Origin of the sequence: Pleurocapsa sp. CCALA 161 (assembly GCF_003003995.1) — a bacterium.
In the GTDB taxonomy this organism is placed as follows: domain Bacteria; phylum Cyanobacteriota; class Cyanobacteriia; order Cyanobacteriales; family Xenococcaceae; genus Waterburya.
This window is the reverse complement of sequence record NZ_PVWF01000023.1, coordinates 24873-45242: the sequence shown is the minus strand read 5'-3', so window position 1 is coordinate 45242 and position 20370 is coordinate 24873. Positions and strand designations below refer to the sequence as shown.

Genomic DNA, 20370 nt, shown 5'->3' with positions numbered 1-20370 from the left:
AATCTCTTAATGCTATTTGCGCATAGGTTTGAGCCGAGTTAGTTTGAGAGTATACTTGCCGCCACTAGTCTCACCATAGGCTCTTACTCGCACAATATACTTTCCTCCTTCATTAATACGTGAAAAAAGTAGAGCGTTGCTCGAACCATCAGGTCCATCATCATTTTCAGCAACTTTAGTGCCGTCTTCTGCAATCAACATGACCATAGCATCAAAATTGTCTGATGTAAGATCGATAGTGACCTGATCGCCTTTTTCCAACTCCACCAAGTAATCACGGGCAAATCCGCCATCCCCAGTTGGAATATCGTCTATCGTCAGGGTATCTGATACTTCTGTTTCTGAGGTGATTGCTGGAGGATTATATATTTTTGATTCGGCTTGAGCTGGTAATGTCTGTAATCCCAGGCTGCATAGGACAATGCCTATGACTAGCTTCTCGCTTCTCACTGTAAAATTGAACCACCTGTAGGCAAACTGAATAACCATACCAAACCGCATGAAATAGTTTTAGTAATTGAGTAACTTCATTATAAGTAGGTAGGTATATTTATTTATCAATCATTGCAGCCACTATCGATTAAGAATAATGAATGTTCGATGAAATACTTAAATGTTTGCTATAAACGGCATAATTAAGGGACTAGGAAACTAGGGAAGAGTTTATCTGGATCATTCTTGTTTATCTTTCATATTAGATAAATATCGATCAAAAAAGAGTTCGCAGCAAACCTACTGCAAACTCTTGGTTTAAACATATGTATGATCGATAAATAGTGATGAATTTACTATTTAACTCATAGCGTCTGGCATAACATAAAAGGCAATTCCTTCATCATTAAAGGTTTCGGAATCAGCCATCATCTCTGCTATTTCAGTGTCACTATGGGTAAATACGTGGACATCTTCTACAGCATTATAGAAACGATGAACATCAATTGAGCCTGCTACTTCTTCTGTATAAGCATAAAACATGTTGTCATCTAAACTATAATTATCAAAATTATCTACAATGGAATCTCTTTCAAATTCACTTGTGGTATAAAGATGCGATCCTGAAGACTTGTTGAAGAGACGGTAGACTTCTTCTGATTCGGCTCCTGTGATCGGATCTACTTCATTCTCCTCTAATGTACGAATAGCTTCTACTTCTTGAAGTTCGTAATTATCTAAGGTTTCGGCGATCACGCTTTGCTCATACTCATCAACTGTATAAAAATAAGAGCCTAATGAAGGATTGACGAACTGATAAACTTTAGTTGGTTCATCTGTAGGGTCAACAGGGTCAACAGGGTCAACAGGGTCAACAGGGTCAACAGGGTCGACAGGGTCAACAGGGTCAACAGGGTCAACAGGGTCAACAGGGTCAACAGGGTCAACAGGGTCGACAGGGTCGACAGGGTCGACAGGAGGAACTTCTTCTAAGAAGTGGTTACCAACAGAATCCGCTCCAGAAATAGTAGCGAGGATTTCATCGGGGTTGCCACCATCCTTATCAGTCACCGAATCATAACCAGCAGGTTGAGTTTCCTTGATTACATAATTACCATCGGCCAAGTCAGTAAACTCATAGAAACCATCCGCGTTAGTAGTTGCAGTGTTAATAAGAGTAGTACCATCAGCAGCATATAGTTTAACTTCTACTCCAGCAATAGGCTGATCAGTATCTTCAATCGTATTCTGATCAGGTGCATTCGTGTCGTTGTAGACAGTACCTGAGAGCTTATGAGCTACAGGCATGACTTCTACAGGGATATTGCTGCTACCTGTAGAATCAACTACATTCCCCTCTTTTAGAGCGACATTTCCATCTAGCTTAAGTATTGCTTGACCGTTGAACAGCAGCGTTCCAGTTGCCATGTCATAGCTAAAAGCTCCATCTCCTTCTCCTGAGATGGCAATCTTATCTCCTGCTGACTCAAAATCAGTGATTATGGGACGATTACTGGCATCATATGGTTGTGACAAGTCAAGGCGAAACGTGTCTGTTCCCAAATTGCCTGCAACACTGTCACCAGCACCTATCTCTAAAACATCATCTCCATCACCACCGACCATGGTGTCGCTTCCTGCACCACCGACCATGGTGTCATTTCCTGCACCACCAACTATGTTGTCGTTGCCATCACCGCCACTAAAAGTGTCGTCGCCGTCACCCCCCTCAAGAGAGTCATTGCCTGCGCCAGCATCAAGAGAATCATTTCCTGCGCTGCCTAGAAGGGTATCCTCCCCATCACCACCAACTATGTTGTCGTTGCCTGCTTTACCGTCAACATAATCATTGCCCGCGCCACCATCAAGAGTATCATTTCCATCACCACTATCTCCACCAACAATAATGTCGTCAAGAGGACCTGTAGAAACCTTAATTGGTTCAGTACTTACCTGTACTTCAACTATGGCTTTTTGATCTGTTCGAGTACTAACTATTTTTGCACCAGTAGAATATGTTTCATTTTTTATAGGTCCATTCGCTAAAGCTGGATATTCTATTCTGACAACATTAGACATAATATTTCCTCAATTACGATATAAAATTAATCAATTAGCCATAAATAGTTACTATTAAGAGATTAATTTTTCATACTCAACTCTTAATTAATATCAGTATTTTCAACTACAATAAATGAGCTTTAAAACGGCTAAAAATAAAGCTTTCTTTATCAATTGTGTACGTAATAATTAAATTGTCAATCTGATTATGTGAAGCGATTAATAACAACTAGCTTGAAATCTTTAAAGCATCAAGAAAATTGCCATTAAAAAAAATATTCAAGTTGTTAAATAATTTATTTAAATTGTTTAGAAAAAAAGCTTAAAATAAATTGTTAGATTGATAGTAATTTTAATAAAACTGCTTATTTTAAATTATTTATACCTAAAAATAAGCAAGTTAAATTTAACAGCGATCGCTATTAAATAAAAGCATAAAAGTTTATAAAATTTTTGTCAGTATATCTACTCGTTCATATTTTTATAGGTAGCAACAGATGAAGGTGAAATTCGATTGAGATAACGAAAAATCCAATATTTTAAGACTGTGTCTAGAATCACGGGAAAAGTAGCAATAAATAAGAAATTAAAATCGCGATTTTCAGGTAATCCTAAGTGCCGCGAAATACCTTCTAAAATAATTTCCCATCCGTGAGGAGAGTGATAGCCGACAAAAATATCTGTTAATAAGATAATCAAAAAGGCTTTGGCGCTGTCGCTTAAGCCATAGGCAATTTCATCGAGAAATGACTTGATCACTTGAATTTCTCGTTTGCAGAAGTAGATAATGCTACCAAAAGCTAGTAAAGAAAAGAAATCGGCAAAAACATTGCCGATCGCATTAATACCTCGACCACGAAAATCTTCGGATAACTCTTCTGCTTTTACTTTTATTTCTGACTCTTGCTCTTCTTGAGAAAGTGGCGTGATTAAACCAATCATACTTTTGAAGTGCAGCTCTTCTTCGTATCGGTGTAGCTCAGCAAAAGCTTCTGCTTCAAAATCTTTGTTGATAAATAATACTTCTTTGGGATGTTGATCAAAATAATTTTGCACCAAAGGAGTAATGACAAGACTTTTAGTTACTTGATGTGTTAATAAAGGAACAATAATTAAAAGCAGTAAAAAACGAATTGAAATTGCTGTTTTGTTACGACTTTTGCGAAATTTTTTGACTATTTCTTCTTCAGTATCTTCTAATTTAGGATCGATTTCTTGTTTGATGCGGTTGAGCGTCCGCATAAATGAGCGTGGCAAAACACTGGTCTTATCAGTAATAGTTTCTGTATTGGGATCTTTGCCGTTTCTTTCTGGGAATGATTTGTTGAGAGCAATTGAACGCTGATTTTTATTGATAATTAAGCGGTTGTTTTTTTGGCTTTTCTCTAAACGACGAGTCGGCGTAATTTCCAGCTCTTGAACTACGGGAGTTTTGTATTTATCGGTGACTGCATCAATAAAAGCTAACTTTTCAATCACCGTCAGCTCACGAGCATCATCAAAACCATTGCTATAGCGGACAATGCTCTGACTAGAATTATTGGGTTGAATACTAGAAAAAATTAATAACCCACGGCTAATTTTAAATTCCGTCAATCGAGCATTAATCGTATTAAGATAATTTTTGACATCCCCCTTAAATACTTTGATAACGCTTGCAGAATAGTCGACAGAATTAGCAGATACTATTTGCCCAGCAAAATGGTCGTCTTCGATCGCTTTAATCTTAATGGCTGCACGATAGGCTGCATCCAATGCTCTTTCTGGGGTAGCAGATAACCAACGTCTGCTAGCGTTAAAAATATCTTGAAGTTTCATTAATGTTAAACAGCACAAGCCATAATATCAGATACAGCGCCTAGTCTAAGATTGAGTCAGAAAGTGAATACTTTATATGATAGTGAAGTATAAGACTTATATTAATAAATTGGTCAAACAATAGATTGTGCTTATTTTATCCCTTTGGATTACTGGAACATCCCGCACAGGAAAAACCTCTCGTTTGGTTGAGGAATTTTATCGCTCGGTGATCGAGCGGCTTGTCAAACCAAAACTTAAAGTCCCCGCCAGTTTAGCCTCGGCTATTTTAGTCTTTGCTGCCAATAATCAAAATCGCCGTGAATTAAGCGATCGCCTGGTGCTGGCGGTAGACGGCACTTATCCTGTGGTGTGTAAAACTCCTGTTGGTTTTATTACCGATGAGGTAATGTTATTTTTTCCCTTAATTTTTGAAGAATTAAAACTTAAGGCGCAGTTTCCCCTCAGACTTCGCCCCGAAACAGAGCAAGAATTAGCCACACAGCTATGGCGCAATGAACCAGACTGGCTGGAGCTATGCGAGCTCGATCATGAATATCGTTTAGTGCGCCAAACCTTAGATTTGATGCAGCTTGCAGGGGCTAGTGGTGTGCCGACAGAAGATATTGCTGTTATCTTACTCCAGGGGCTGTCGGCTCATGATTTAGGTGGAGATCGTCAGCTTGAACAAAGAATGGGAGAATTACTGCTATCGTGGCGTAGCTGGTGCTTAGAACGAGGTTTGCTGAGTTATGGTTTAATTTATGAGCTTTACTGGCGTTATTTGCTGCCCAATCCCAAATATCAGGGACATTTAAATAGTCGTTATCAGGCAGTTTTTGCTGATGATGTGGATGACTATCCAGCGATCGCTCGTGATTTATTTGAAGTTATGCTAGATCGTGGTGCAGTTGGGGTGTTCACCTATAATCCTCATGGTAAGACTCGCTTGGGCTTAAACGCCGATCCTGATTATCTGGCTGGTTTAGCATCTCGTTGCCATCAAGAACAGCTTACCTCTAACACTTCTAACTTGAGCATGGCGTTTGCTGATACGGCAGTAGAACTCGTAACCGAAACTGCCTATTTAGTATCTGCCCCTGAGACAATCCAATCAATCCAAACTATTTCTCGTGCTGAATTATTACGACAGACTGCGGAAATAATTATTCAAGCCGTACAACAGGGTCTTAAACCTTCGGAAATCGCTATTATTGCCCCTGGTTTAGATGAAATTGCCCGTTACAGCCTAATTGAAATTTTAGCTGCCCAAAATATTGCTGTAACTCCACTAAATGAACAGCGTCCCATTATTAGCTCACCTCAAGTCAGAAGTTTACTGACCCTGTTGGGCTTAGTTTATAGCGACTTAGGTCGCTTAGTAGATCGTGATGCGATCGCCGAAATGCTGATTGTCTTTAGTAAATCGCAAATCGACCCAGTACGAGCAGGTTTAATTGCTGACTATTGTTATCAATATCTACCTGAATACCCCTGTCTATCTCCTGTCGAAACTTTCCCCCGTTGGGATCGCCTTGGATATCAGGCAACTAATGCCTATCAACAAATTGTCAGCTGGATCGAAGGGAGTAAAATCCGTCAACAGCAACAAAGCTTTTTAACGCCGACAATTTTGTTATCCGAAGCAATTGAACACTTTTTAATGAGCAATTCTTTAACAAGCGATCGCCTAGCTATACTAAGAGAATTAATGGAAACTGCCCAGCATTTTTGGGAAATAGATCGCAGATTGAGACAAAATGAACCGAGTTTTCAAACCCAGACTGCTACTGTTGCTCAGTTTATCCAGCTACTACGTCGGGGGACAATTACCGCCAATCCTCGACCATTACGCCAGTTTTCGCCCAAAAAAGAAGCTGTTACCCTGGCGACTGTCTTCCAATATCGTCAAGAGCGATCGTCCCACCGTTGGCAATTTTGGCTGGATGCTAGCTCTCCTCTCTGGTCACAAGGTGGTGCTGCTACCCTATTTGCTGCGCCATTATTTCTTAAGCGGTGGACGGGCAAAACCTGGATGCCCGAAGACGAATATGTTCAGGATCGAGAACGCTTAGAGCGAATTCTGCGAGACGTTATGGCTAGAGCAACAGAAAAAATATTTCTCTGTCATAGCGACTTAGGAGTTAACGGCACAGAGCAAACTGGAGCCTTATTACCCCTAGTTCATGCAGCAACTCAATATGTCGCACTGAGCAATAAACAAATATCCTGACAAATATCTTAAATCAATAATTAGTCAGATGTCAGATCTCTTGAAGTAAGCTATATTGGGCGATGATGATTTAACTTTTGTGATTTTCACGAAAGAAAAACCTACCCAACAACGGGTAGGTTTCCTAAGATTAAGCCAAGAAATTCTCAGCTACATACTGTCCAACATTTTGACCTGTCGCCAGACTATCTTCAACGGAACTACGTAAGTGAATTCCACCATAAACGCGACTAACAGAATCTTCTTCTGCTGCTTCTTGGAAGCTATTTTGATCGCCATTACCATCAAAAACGCGAGTCACACCTGGTAGTTCTTGAGAAGCAACTTCAAAAGTAACATCTTCACCAAAGAAGCTTTCCAAAACACTAGCAGCAGCACCAGCGAAGCCAGAGTGTCCTGAAATATAGTCGGGGAAAGGAGGTGTATTAAGCAATGGTTCAAATTCAGGATCGTTAGTTACACCTGCTATATCGTCTTCTACAATCGAGTTATAAGGACGCTGCTGATTAAATTCAAATTTAGTATCCCAGATAACAATACCAGCATCAGCTAGGGCGACGTTGAGTTGAGCAAACAATTTAGCGTTATCTTCTAAACTATTACCCTGGTCTAATGCTACTTCCTGAGCAATGTCAATCCACTGACCAGGGGGTCTAAAACTATCGTTGCGATCAAGGGCCCAGAATTGAGCGATTTCAGTTTGCTCTTCTGTCCGCAAACTCTGAGTAACATCGGTATCACTTTTTCCTCCTAATAATCGCACCTCTTCAGTGTCTTGAACAAATTCTTCACTGCCATACTCAGGTGGTCCATCAGGACGAAAATCTTCGGCACTACTAATCGCGAAAGGATCGACATCCCCAAAACCTGCCAGAAGAACTGCACTAGGTGGTCCTGCCTCTGTATTTTCATAGTAGTTTGTTTGATCCAGGGGTATTTGTGCTTGGTCAACACCATCGTTTGCCCGCTGTTCCAAGATATTATTGGCAACTTGCACCCCAAAATCAAAACCCGAGCTTTCTGCTGACTCACTATCGTTAATTTCCGCTAGTGATTCTTGTCTTTGTAGTTCAAAAGTGGCTGCCTGTTCGGGGAACAGAGTGGTTAAAACTTGATAGGCTGCCCCCACTGCTGCTGCTTCTGCCGATGCCCCTTCTGGAGGAGTAATCGAACCGTCCAAGTAAGGAGATTCACCACCATTGATGGCACTAATAGCGTTGATAGCTTCATATTGAGCGATCGAGAGGATCGCAGCGTCATGAGCTTGGATTGGTGGTGCTTCTCCAGGTACAGTATCTTCAGTTAATGTAACTCCATTTGCTGCATCCAGTTTGCCTTGAGTCTCACTGGCATTTAAAAATACCGAGTTCCAATCAAGAATTGCATCAGTCCCATCGGGAGAAACAGGCTCGATCGCCTGATTGTTGTTCTCATCGCTTTCCGCAACGGCATTATTAGGATCGATGACCGCCCCTAGATTGTATACTCCAGGGGAGACGACGCTAGGATTAGTGAACTCCTCACTAGCAAAGTCGATATCAACAGTACGAGATTCCCCTGCCGCCAGATCAATTCCTTCGAGAGTGCCTAACAGCTCATCTGTTCCCTTTAAAGAATTAATCTCTGTGCCTTCAATATAGTCATCGTTGCTATTGAGATTATCTAAGTCTAGCTCTCCATCATTGGATGCGTAAAGATTGAGACTGCCATCAGTTAGACTCTCATTGCCATCATTAGTGATTGTTACCTGTACCCGACCTTGTTCGTCAGGATAGGTAGTTGGGGCTTGTTCTATCTCCCCAAATTGAACTCTAAGATCTTGTTCCATGATGATTTAACTTTTGTGTGATCTGAGAAAAAACTATAGATAAATTGACAAATTCTGGATAAAGTTCGATTGGGATAGCAATAATTTCTAGCAAGTAGAAAGCTTGCCCCAAAATACTTTTAGCATTGGCAATTATCTTACTGTTAAATCTCATAGTCAGTTTACATCAAGTTATTCTCAATTGAAAATCAGCAAAGATCTGCTTAATTTCTTTAAACAGAAAGAGTTAGCTCTCGATCTTGACCATAAAATATATGATCAAAGCGATCGCCACTGCTCAATTACTTAAATAATTAGCTGTTTTTCTTAATTAAATCAAAAAAAATAAATATAAATTAAACATGATTAATATTTAATTAACAGCTTAAATTAGGCTAATAAATTGTCAATTACGTCATCATCGTTAAGCAAATAGTCAGAATCTCCTGACGAAACAAAAAGTAATAACTCTTGACTTAGGTAAATATAAAGAAAATATTACGAAACAACAGAGTTGCCAAAATATCTGAGAATATACTTACTATGATAAAAAGAGGTCAGCTAATATAAAGACCTTAAATATAATAAACAGCTAAAAACATAGAGCAATGCCAGGCGAAAACGAAAGTTTTGGTCTGGTATTCTTGTGAAAATTAAAATCAATAATAATTTAATAATTGTTGGTAAAAAAATATACCTTAGTCAGACGGTCTGTTTTAGCCGTTGATAGACGGATGGGAGTTGGCTGAAGAAAATCGATGATTGTAGGTGGTCATAGTTTTGAGAATTGCTTGATAATATAATAGAGTTATGCCCTGCCAGCTAAATCTCAAGGCATTTTGTCTTGGTTGTTGCTGTTGCCAGTGCCTAGCGATCGCCGATTGTAAAGAATTGGCATATAAATCAGGATTAGTTAGGTCGCAGGTAATACCACCATTGCCAATTAAATAGCGATGAACTGGATTATCCATAGCCACAACGGGTAAACCGCAAGCCATCGCCTCGATGAATTTTAATCCGCAAGATTCTTGAACCGCTGCTGAAGTAAAAATAGTTCCACTACGATAGACTTGGGGCATTTGAGCATAGGCAAAAGTTCTAATTTGGAATCGCCCTGAACCTAATAAGCGATCGCCCAATGCCTGAAAATAATCGCGATCGACACCATCACCACAAATTAAGAGACTGGCTTGGGAAAGGCGAGCAACTGCTTTGATAGTTAATTCAATTCTTTGGTCACTATAACGCTTTAAAGGAGCAACAGTAATAATGCAAGGTTGAGGTAAGCCAGTCATCATTGCTTTACCTTCGGGCATAAATTCTGTCGGCTCGATTCCTAGTGGAATAGTATCGACTATTTGGTTTGGTGCTAATCTACGTACATGTTTAGCGATGATCGGATTAAGGGTAATTAAGCGATTGGGCTTAAGAGTTAAATTGCGTTCCAGATTTTTTTCCTGATTTAAGCTGCTATGGTCGGTAAATAAAATGGGGGTTTGTTTGATTGCTCTGACAAAATTGGCTGCCAACAAACCAGCATAACCATTTTGAGGCACAATTAAATCGGCGGGGTGATTTAACAGATAGGAAATACAGGGTAAAAAACTGATCATCTGAGCGATCGCCATCTTAGGTTGTGGCAACCGACGATTGAGTAAGTTAGACATCCAAGGATTAGCTAAACGATCGCTACTAGCAGCTAGAGAGTGAATCGGACGACTAAAAGAACCACATTCAGCGCCGCTTAAAAGTTCCACTTCAAAATAATTATCTAGACGGCGCGCTAGCTCAACAGCAAAAACTGCGGAATTATTTTTCCAATCAATCCCAGCTTGGGTATGAATCAAAATGATTTTAGACAATATTTAATTGCTCCCTGTATAGTTTTTAGTTACTACCTTCTTCAGATTCAAGCATCCAGTTGAAGACATCTTGGCTACGTCTAGTTGGAGAAATCGCGATTTTAAAGCGACTTGCATTCTGAATTAATTGCAGTAGATGGCGGTATTGCTGCCGACAATATAGGCGAAAATGTTGACGAAAAATTGACCAGCGTAGTTGGCAAAACTCTAGAGAGAAAATTATTAAAGGATTGTGCATTAGTGCCTGATACCAGTAGTTGCGTACAATAGCAAGATCAGGGTTTTTCGTTTGTAAAGTATTGTGCGCTAAAAATAGACTGGCAAAGCCATAACTACGATATTTTTGTTCAAGCTGTGAAGACAGATTGGCATTGGCATATGTTATTTCAATTGTTGTTTGGAAATCTGTTTCGAGAGTAAGACAGTTTGACTGATGATCTTGGCGTTGACAACAATATACTAGTGGTTCAGCGATCGCCATAAACTGATAATGGTTGCTTAATCTAATCCACATTTCCCAGTCAGGAATAATCTGTAATTGAGGATTAAATAGCCCGACCATTTCAAAGCAGCTACGACGCAGCATAACCGAAGAGAGATTAAGCTGGTTTTGTGCCAAAATTTCTGGTTGCTGAAGCAAGTTTTTGAATGGATTTACCATTTTCGTTCGGGCAAAAGACCGATTAGCGCAAGAACCAGTCAGGGCTGTAGTTTGTCTGCTAGGATGCTGATAATCGAGCAACAATGAACTAGAGTGAATCAAAGCAACTTCAGGATGGCGATCGAGGCAAAAAAGCTGTTGCTCTAGCTTGTTGGGATGCCATAAGTCTCCAGCGCGAATAAAGGAGATATATTTTCCTTGAGCTTCAAGAAGCCCTCGATTAAGAGTATTAGCAAGACCTAAATTACTTTGGACAGTAAATTTAAGACGGGTATCTGGCTGTCGTCTAAACCAAGTATGGATCTGACGGTAATCGTCACTAAATACTATGATTTCAAAATTGCCATCGGTCTGCTGTAGGATACTATCGAGAGTAGCTGGTAAATAGCTAATGCCCTGATAAGCATCAACAATGATCGAAACTGTCGGTAATTTTAAAGACATGGTTGCATGAATAATATTGACAGTGAGCTAAGAGCGCTTGAGCATCATAAAACTGTGATTTTGCTCTTAAATATCTATGGCTTGATGCGGTTGGTGACTAGGTATTTTGGTAGTTAACTGTAAATACAAAAACAAATTTTTGTAGATTACCTTATCCCAGTTATGGTTTATAGCAATATATGTCTGCGCTTTTTTAGCCATAGTCAAGAGTAAATTTGGTCGAGACATGGCATATTCAAGCTGAACCAGCAAAGAATCAAATTGTCCTGCTTTAAACAGTAAACCGCGATCGCGACCAATTAACTTACGATGGGTCATGGTATCACTAGCCACGATGGGAATTCCTGCTCTCATTGCGTCTAACATGCCGACAGAAAAACTTAAATTGTTACCTTCAGAAGGTTCGACAAATATACCTGCACCACGCATTAATTCAGCTAAGAAATTACCGCTAATGTCTCCAGTAAAAATAATATTATTTTGCTGTTGAGCCATCTGGAGCAAATTGATGGTGTGCTGGAAAGAATGGCTAATATCTCCTGCTAAAACTAACTTCCAATTGCGAGGCTGTAATTTCTGAAACACCTCAATCAATAGATCTAATCTTTGATTAGGTTCAAACGTACCTAAATACAGTATGTATTGTTGTTGCTCTAAGCCGAAAGCCTCGCGAAAGCCAAACTGCATGTCGTTTTGCTGATATTTAGCTGGAGCGTTAGCAATATAATGAGAACAGACACCATACTTGCGAAAAAAATAGTTTGCTAGCTCGTGAGTAGTAACTACAATCTTGTCTGCATAGTCTACTGCCATCTTTTCCAGCCAAGATGATAACCGCCGAAATGCTTTAGATGAACTTGCGGCATGAGATTCTAGTTGGTGACAGGTAAAGACAATGGATGAATTAGAGAACATTTGGGGAAACCAAGCAAACCAAGCTGCTGCCATACCGTGCAGGTGAATCACGTCATAGTTACCAAAAGTTGCCCAAATAGTATTAAGAGCCGAGTTAAACCAGGTAAATTGCTTTCCTGGTAAGGAAAAAAGGGTAACTACCTTCATTTTTTGATAAATAAAGCTAGAAAACCATGATTGCTGATGATAACTAGGTTGAACATATAAATCTACCTCATGCCCACGAGCCACGATTTGAGGGTATAGTTCTTGGCAATAGCGCTCGATTTCTCCAAATTTGGCAGGAATACCCCTTGCTCCAATTACGGCAATTTTCATAGTTATTGTGTGATTATTGTAATAATTTGAGAACTTTAGGCAGAAAAATTTGCGTACTGGCTAGATTAATTCAGCCTGCAATACATGTTTTATGTATGAGAAAATTGAAGTATTACTACCAGAAGAATCCTTAGATTTGGGCAGTATTAAATTAATTTAATTAAGACAATTTACTGCTAAATCTATTGTGATCGGTGAATTGCGATCGCTTGGCAATAAAATTTTCATTCTAATTGCTTAAGGTACTTCTAAACAGCATAAAATTTTTATTTAATACCGAACTGTTGCCAAATAACTTTCTATATAATATTTTCCGTTGCGCCCACAAAATAACGTTATTCTGTAGGTTACACGACTCTATTTTTTGCTCATAACGATCCTAGCTGGTTAGCTTTTCAGTTATTGTGCCAATTGTTTTTCTGTCATATTAATTACTATGAATTTTGGTTGATTTTAATTTGGTTACCACGAAGTTAGGTTCAGCTTATGAAAAAACCAGAAAGAGAACTAAGGAGTTAATTATCCCTAGCTATTCTGGAAAACATTTTGCATAATTTTGAATTGCTATGTCTAATTAACAGATTTTAAACAAGCACTAGTTTTTCCATTTTGCCTAGATTTACTTACGAGAAAATACGGAGGCTGTTTTCAAACACAAGCATAGTCGCTCAAAATAGAATTGGCAATGCAAAATTCGATTAAAAGAGTAGTTTTTATGCAGTAAAATTACGCAAATCAAACCTGAGTTGAATTAGAGCCAGAATGTATATTTTTATAAAAGTAAAAATTATGATAGATCTCAATCAGAAAAAGCGATCGTTTTTTCTCAATCTTCTGGATATTTCCTCGACATCGGCGAGATTAAGGTGAAGAGTCCCCTAGATACGGTGTTGCTCAGGTTTTGATACAGACTCTAAAATCTCGATTTGCAGATCTAGTTGATGCACCCATTGACCTAGATAATAGATTAAGGCATAGATCAACATGACAACGCCACTCATTTCTAGGCATTCTTCAACCGAAGTACTCAGAGCATAGATAATGTTCTGCTGAGTAAGAGATTGAGCAATATAGCTACCAACCATTTCCATAACTAACGCCCCGCCAACATAAATACAGGCAGCTAAGATAAAGTGCAGTCGAGATTTGGGGGGAAAATGGTAGATAAATTTACTGTAGCGTCGGACGAACCAAACAACAAAAATTGTGCCTGGAATTACCCAAGCTGAATAAAGGAATTTAGGCAAGTGGAGCGCCTGGCTGACTTCAGGGATAATAAAAATTTCGTGGATACTAACTATCTCGTCGATCGCCAAAAACCAAAAAATTAGCGATAATAATTGCCAGTCTTTAGTATAGCGATCGCCCTGCTGTTTTTTACCCGTAGCAATAATTTTGCAGAGGATGGCGCAAAAAGCAATCATTAGGGCAGAATACCAGGTGGGCAGGTTCATCTCGAGATCGACATTAAACAACAGATTCAGCCATTCATCTTGAAAGTTAAATACGTACTTACCTATTTGAATTCCCACACCGACGATTGTAAAAAAAATCACCCCCATGATCAGAAACCTGACAATGGTGCGCGGAAAAGCGGTAATTTTGATCTGCATTCTGCTATGAGTTTGACGAGTTTAATGTTCCAGAATCTATGCTAAACGATCAAAGTTAAAACCTTCTTTGGTATTCAAGTTTGATTTCATTACTGCTGCTGGTTTCCCGATCGCCAGTACCGTTAATTCCTTCAATTACTTGATTAAACAGATTATGGCTATAGATAAAGCGCACTGAAGAACTTTGATTGATTGCGTAAGTGCCTTCTAAATCGGGATAGATGGTTAGATAGTCTAAGCCAATTTTCTTCCCTAAACCTACTGTAGAATCCTCTATTTTATACAGTACGCTATCAAAAAAAGGATTAACCACAAACCGTTGTACCCCTAAATCAAATAGCTCTGATTGACTAGCACTACTAACATCTTTAGCAAAACCGATAAACTGATTACTCAGTAAATTGAGAATTTCTCCCTGATTGAGAGCGGGAATGCTGGTTAATGCTACTGCGGGGGAATCGATTAAGCTACGCTGAGTCGCGGTGTCATCAGAATTTTCACTAGTATTAAGGGAAAAATTATCGCCAAAACATTGAGTGAAACGGTTCAATTCGGCTTTATTATAAAAGGCTTGATTTTTCACAAAAGGCTGATTAATAGAGCGGATATTGCAATTAAGACTAGCTGTTTGACCCAAATTAGGCAAAATTTCTTGAGCTTTCCCATCAATGGTCAAGTTAATACGGACGGTCCGACTATCATTGCCTTGAGTTAGAGGATCGTCAATTTCGTTGGAGTTAGATCCTGCCAAACGTAAATTGTCTACTCCTCCTTGGACATCTTCGACTGATGTTCTTAAAACAACATTTAAATCAGGATTAAAGACACCTGCTTGGGGATTAAAAACAATTGTATTGTCTCGATTACGAGCTAGGTCAAAGCTATTGCTAAATAAATCTACGTTTGCTTTGGTCAGCTTTAGTTTGCCCTGGGGGATAATATTATTAGGTTCATCTGCTGTACCGTTGAGAGTTAAGCCCCCTTCAAGCTGAAAATCATAGAGAGGATTTTGCTCTAGCTTAAAGTCTTTAAGATTGACCTTCAAATTATTCAACCTGGTGATCACAGACTTTTGAGCAGCTTGTGGGCGTGGTTTACTATTGACCTTATTACTTGCCTGAACTCCTGACACCGCATTAATTGCTGAGGATTTACCGACTTGCAGTGTATCTTCTGCCGTTGGGGTTTTGGTTTGAGGAATAGATACTTTTCCGTCAGTTAGAGTAACTTCACCGCCAATTACTGGCTTAAGAGATGCTCCTGTAACAGTTACCTGCCCTTGAACTCCGCCTTGGTAAAGTTTGGCGATCGCAATATCTCCTGGGGGGAGATTAATCGTCAAGGGATTTTCTAAACCTTTTACTGGGGTGAGAATTGGAAATTTACCTGTTGCTGATAAATCTTTATCAGCAAAAGTTCCCTCTAGAGTCTCAACATTAATAATTTGGTTTTTGATGGTAATTTTTCCTGTACCTTGAAATGGTTCAGTAAAGAAAGGTGTTTTAACGATCACCTCGCCATTATCAAGGTTTAATACTCCTTGAGCAGACAAATCATAGATTTTTTCTGCTCGGTCTAAATCTAGCCGCGCACTCGCCTCAAGTTGAGCATTGCCCTCACCTCCTGCCCAGTCAAGATAATTTTGGCTCAAAGCATCTAGAAAAATAAAGGCTTCTGATTCAAGATTGGCTTTAGCCGTAAAGCGATCGCTTTTACCAGGGATAATTGGATAGGGAAGATTCGCCTCAACCTGAATTGAATCTGGAGCAGTGGTTTTAAAGCCCAGTTTACTACCGTCATAATTAAAGTCTCCCGTTATATTAGCAGGCAAGAGGTTACCGTTAAATGCTCCATTGGCAAAACTTACCTTCCCTTCTAGCTTAGGCTGTTCTAGCGTTCCTTGAATTGTCCCAGTGCTGTTGATTTCTCCCGCTAGGTCTACAGGAATATCGACGAAACTACCGATGTCGTCTACGGTTAAATTAGCCACAGTAAACTTAGCATCAGATTGTTGGGCAGATAACTTACCGTTAAGAGATAAGGCTGCATCTTGAACCTCAAGCCTGGCTTCGGCTAAATCTACTGTTTGTCCCTGAAGCTGACCAGCAATCAGCAGTTTGGGTAAAGCAATATACTGTGACTCTTCGATCACCAAGCCCAGAGGATTAACAATGTTGGGGTAGGCTTGTTCTGGTTGCCATTGCCAGTTGTTGCCCTCAACTCGAAAATCAGCTTCAGGGACTTGAATTGTCCCGCCGAGAATTACTTCTCCTGCATATGCGCCTTTAATATCTAGTTCGGTGGGAATACTCCCTACTTTTCGGCTAGCTGCATTTGCCTGGATTTGGCGATTAACTCTACGTAACTGATTGAGCTTGCGGGCGATGGACTGATCGACCGTATCTTTTTCAGGTGCGGGTCTAATTGCCGAGGGTTCTGCATAGTTGGGAGTCTTCAACAGGGTAATCACGTCTTCGACAGTAAACCAGTTGAGGGTAGTTAGAGCATCTTGAATATATGCTTGAGGAATGTTTAATTTACCGTCGATTTTTCCTGTGTCTAAATTTAAAGCAGCATTGAAATCATATTGACTCCGATCTAGTCTTAAAGAAGCACTGCTGATTTCGGCAAGACTATTAGCGGGGTCATAGTTAAAGTCAGCGTTAAGCTGGTCGGCTTGAATATAGCCCAAGCCTGGTTTAGCTATTTTAATATCTCCTGTAGCTGCCAGAGTATAAAGATTAAGATCGACTGAGCCTGTGGTGGTACCGCTAATTGGGCCTTCAATACCTGCTGCTTGACCTGGAGCAACATTAAGTAATGCCAGAGGGAAGTTCTCAATATCTAAAGAAAAGCGATCGCCATTACGCTTGCCAACAGCTATTACAGGCTCAGAAGTATCTTCTCCCTGACGCACTTCTAAGTTTGTCGGTAGATAGGGAAGCCTACAGTTACTGGTAGTACAGGGAACGGCTCTAGCGGCAATTATGTCCTGTGACCCTTGAAGATTGAGGGCAATTTCTTGTTGGGGCTGGATATTAAGTCTGCCCGTCATGATCGGGTCAAAAACAATCTCGTTGAAGGCAAAATTCTCTAGATTGAGATTGCCAATCAGGCTGACGTTTTCTGTCGGCGCAGAGAGTAATTGTTGACCTGTAAATTGACCGTTGAAAACGGCCTGACCCTTAACATTCACGCTCTCTTTGATTAGTTCGTTATTTTGGCTAGTTTGTGCCACTAGCTGATCTATGGGCAGACGATCGAAGTCGAGATTAGCCTTAACATTCAGATTACTATCAGCATCTAACTTACTCGTAAGATTAGCTAGATTAAGATTGCCCTGAGCTTGAAGGTTTTGTACTCCCGAATCCACAGTCAGTTGGTTAACCGCCACGGGGATATTAGTATTTTTATTAATTAAAGGTCGAATATCTCCCGAAAGATTTGCCAGAGCATTGATGTTATCTAACTGTAGTCCAGCCAGATTAGGGGGAGCGAATTTATCTAGCAGTAGTTGTGAGCTAATATCATTGGCATCTAGGTTCGCCTGCCACTGGTTGTTTTTAAGATCAGCGATCGCCTTAACTGTCCCCTCAGCCACATTTAAATCTGCATCTACACGCGCAACAAAAGTGCTGAGGCTAGGGTTATCAGCCCAAGTTAATAGCTGCCGTAATTCCCCTGTAGCCGTTAGCTGGCTTGACCTAATTTTTGCGGGTACGGGTAAATTAGAGACAAGGCGATTAAGATTAATTTGGCTGGTATTGCCTTGAGCCTGAATCTTACCTGAGTTTAATTGGCTGTTAACCGCAACGGCTTCACCATCTACCAGTAGATCGAAATCGGCATCAGCTTTGAGACTATTTAAACTGGGGTTGTCTTTAAATGCTAATAATTGTTTGACTTTTCCTGAAGCGGTAATTGTTCCTGCTTGTAAAGATGTAGCCACCGGTAGACTGGGGATTAAGGAATTAAGCTTAATGTTGTCAGTAATTGCCTTGGCTTGAACATTGCCCTCGTTAAGCTGACTATTAATTATAGTATTGCCACCGTTAACATCTAGGTTGAGATTCGCAGTCCCCTCAATCTGCTCCAAAGCCATTTGCTCTAAGCTGCCGTTAAACTTAGCCTGAGCCTTATTTACCCCCAAAGGTCGATCCAGGTTTAAATTGGGGTTACTAAACTGAGCAGCAAAGGGTCTGAGGTTGAGATCATTTGCGTCTAGGCTTGCTTGCCATTGTTTAGTTTCTAAATTGGCATCTGCCGTTAAGTCTACTTGTCCCTCGCCGTAGGTAATTTCTGTGTCTTTAAGCAGTATCTTTTGATTGGCAATGACTAATTCGCCTGAACCTGCCAGATCTTCTAGATTACTGGCGCGAGAGTCAGCAATATTCCACTTAACCGCACCTTGAGGATTATTCAAAGTGCCATCAATCTGTCCTTCTGCCTGAAGATCTCCTACCGCTACCTCTTGGGGTATTTGATAGTAAGGGTTAACCAGTTTCTCTGTGGGTAAATCTGCGGTAAAGTTGAAAGCTACAGGCATCTTAGCCGTATCTATTGGCTGCTTACTGTCTAAAGCCTGTCTCAGATTAGTAGTGATTATCCCTGCCGCCATTACCTTTCCCCCTGCCACGGGGATAACCTGCACATCTTCTAAAACGACTCGATCTAAGTCTCCCCGAAAATCGGCATTAATTTTCTGGAGTGGAGTTTGATCGATAATTACCGTCTGCGTATTGTTAATCTTGCCTGTCAGCTTGGGATCTTTAATTGCTCCCCGTAGCTGAACCTGTGCTGCTACTTCTCCTGCAACATCCACAGGCAATTGCTGAGTTAGCTGATTAGGTAGACTGGCTAGCTGAAACGGCAGCACATCAACATCTAAATCATAGCCAGTATCTAAGTTAACCTGCCCCTCTACTTGGGCGGTAATATCTCCTAAAGTTGCCTGAGTCTGGTTAACTTTTGCATTACGACCACTAAAATTAAGTTTAGATTCAGCCGTAATCGGCGCGTTTAAATCCGTAGCTTCTCCCGACAGGTTTTGCAGATTAACCTTGCCTTTAACGTTAGCTGCGGTAATTTCTTGAAAAGAAGGAATATTAATATCTAAATTGGCATTAAGTGTCCCACTATTAATTTCTAGAGGAATTGGTAAAAAGGTCGCTGCATCTGCCAAAATAAGGTTGTCTATCAGCAGTTTGGTATTGGTGCTACCAGTTTCTAACTGAGTTTTTCCCCGAATAGTTGCTTTAGCCTGTTCGATAGTTGCGTCGAGATCGTATTCGGCAAAAGCTTGTTTCTGATTATATCTGCCACTACCGTCTAGCTTTCCTTTAAGCGGATTCTGCTGATAAGGTACAGCGGTAATATTGGCTTGTTCGACATCCAAATCTACATCAAAGTAGACTAAGGGTTCTTTTTTTTCAGTGTCTTGGTTAAGAAAGTCCAGATTAACCCATTCCCCATCCTGCTCTTGTTCGAGATAAATATCGGGTTGAATTAAAGCCACCTCTAGAGGTAAAGTGCGACGAAATAAGACAGGGATAATATTAAACCCAACTTTTACTCCCTCCACCTCCACCTTGTCTGGATCAGTAGCTGTAGGCGGAATAACCGTATTGCCAAACTCAACCCCATTGAGAGAAAAATTTTTTAGTTCTCCCAAATCAATCGGACGCTCAATAATCTTGCCGATTTGATTCTCTAAAAACGGCGCTAATTTATTTTTGACCAAAACTTGTGTTCCCCAGTAGCTCAAACCACCTACAGCAGCGATCGCTGCAACTCCTCCTACTAACGTTTTGGGAGCAGATTTGAGCTTGTTCAACAACCGCTGCAAACCTTTTGGTTGCTCAGGTTCGGGGTTGGGAGGAGTGTTGACAGATTTAGTCATAATCTCAACTTTATGAGTGGTTCGGACTAACTACCACCTTTTAAGCATAATAAAAAATTAATAGACTAAGATCCTACCTTGCTTTGATAAAATTGCCTTCCCCCAGAGGAGATTACTCAACCCTAAAACAGCAGCAGTTGTTTAACTACCACCATACTTAAGCAAAATGAATTTATGTATTTGGTTTGCTGTTGAAATTAGTTTGGCTTTCGATTTCCCTTGTTTAACTTTTGTCCTGAGCTTCGCCGAAACCTAAAAACCTAAATTAGACAAAACAAACACCCTTGGAGTCACAGCGATCGCCTTTAGTTATGATACTTTTATGAAA

Annotated in this window: 10 protein-coding genes; 1 reads left to right on the top strand and 9 read right to left on the bottom strand. The window is 40.2% G+C overall.

Annotated features, from left to right (window positions below; translation table 11 throughout):
• Positions 1-12 precede the first annotated feature (12 nt).
• The 3 genes from C7B62_RS07740 to C7B62_RS07730 form a co-directional block, all read right to left on the bottom strand.
• Entirely contained in the window at positions 13-489 is a 477-nt protein-coding gene (locus tag C7B62_RS07740; RefSeq protein WP_106234392.1) for a PPC domain-containing protein, read from the bottom strand.
• 303 nt (positions 490-792) lie between these two features.
• Positions 793-2511 (bottom strand): SdrD B-like domain-containing protein, encoded by a 1719-nt coding sequence (locus tag C7B62_RS07735; RefSeq protein ID WP_106234374.1) that lies wholly within the window; start codon positions 2509-2511, stop codon positions 793-795.
• 447 nt (positions 2512-2958) lie between these two features.
• Positions 2959-4311 (bottom strand): proton extrusion protein PcxA, encoded by a 1353-nt coding sequence (locus C7B62_RS07730; protein ID WP_106234371.1) that lies wholly within the window; start codon positions 4309-4311, stop codon positions 2959-2961.
• 127 nt (positions 4312-4438) lie between these two features.
• Here C7B62_RS07730 and C7B62_RS07725 point away from each other — a divergent pair, with 127 nt between their 5' ends.
• The gene (locus C7B62_RS07725) at positions 4439-6523 is read left to right on the top strand and encodes a hypothetical protein (protein WP_106234369.1); all 2085 of its coding nucleotides are present in this window, start codon (positions 4439-4441) and stop codon (positions 6521-6523) included.
• A gap of 130 nt (positions 6524-6653) precedes the next feature.
• Here C7B62_RS07725 and C7B62_RS07720 read toward each other — a convergent pair whose 3' ends face one another.
• From C7B62_RS07720 to C7B62_RS07695, 6 genes are all read right to left on the bottom strand, one after another.
• A complete protein-coding gene (locus C7B62_RS07720) occupies positions 6654-8351 on the bottom strand; it encodes a CARDB domain-containing protein (RefSeq protein WP_106234366.1) in 1698 nt (565 codons plus the stop codon).
• Positions 8352-9046: 695 nt separating this feature from the next.
• Positions 9047-10192, bottom strand: a complete 1146-nt coding sequence (locus C7B62_RS07715) for a glycosyltransferase (RefSeq protein WP_106234364.1) — start codon at positions 10190-10192, stop codon at positions 9047-9049.
• 25 nt (positions 10193-10217) lie between these two features.
• Positions 10218-11297 carry a glycosyltransferase gene (locus C7B62_RS07710; RefSeq protein ID WP_106234361.1) on the bottom strand — a complete coding sequence of 360 codons (1080 nt, stop codon included), beginning with the start codon at positions 11295-11297 and terminating at the stop codon, positions 10218-10220.
• A 66-nt stretch (positions 11298-11363) separates the two neighbouring features.
• On the bottom strand, positions 11364-12530 hold the full coding sequence (locus C7B62_RS07705) for a glycosyltransferase family 4 protein (protein ID WP_106234359.1): 1167 nt from the start codon (positions 12528-12530) through the stop codon (positions 11364-11366).
• Positions 12531-13408: 878 nt separating this feature from the next.
• On the bottom strand, positions 13409-14143 hold the full coding sequence (locus C7B62_RS07700; protein WP_106234357.1) for a hypothetical protein: 735 nt from the start codon (positions 14141-14143) through the stop codon (positions 13409-13411).
• Between the two features lie 55 nt (positions 14144-14198).
• Positions 14199-20042, bottom strand: coding sequence for a translocation/assembly module TamB domain-containing protein (locus C7B62_RS07695; protein ID WP_106234354.1), 5844 nt, complete (start codon positions 20040-20042; stop codon positions 14199-14201).
• Between the last annotated feature and the right edge of the window lie 328 nt (positions 20043-20370).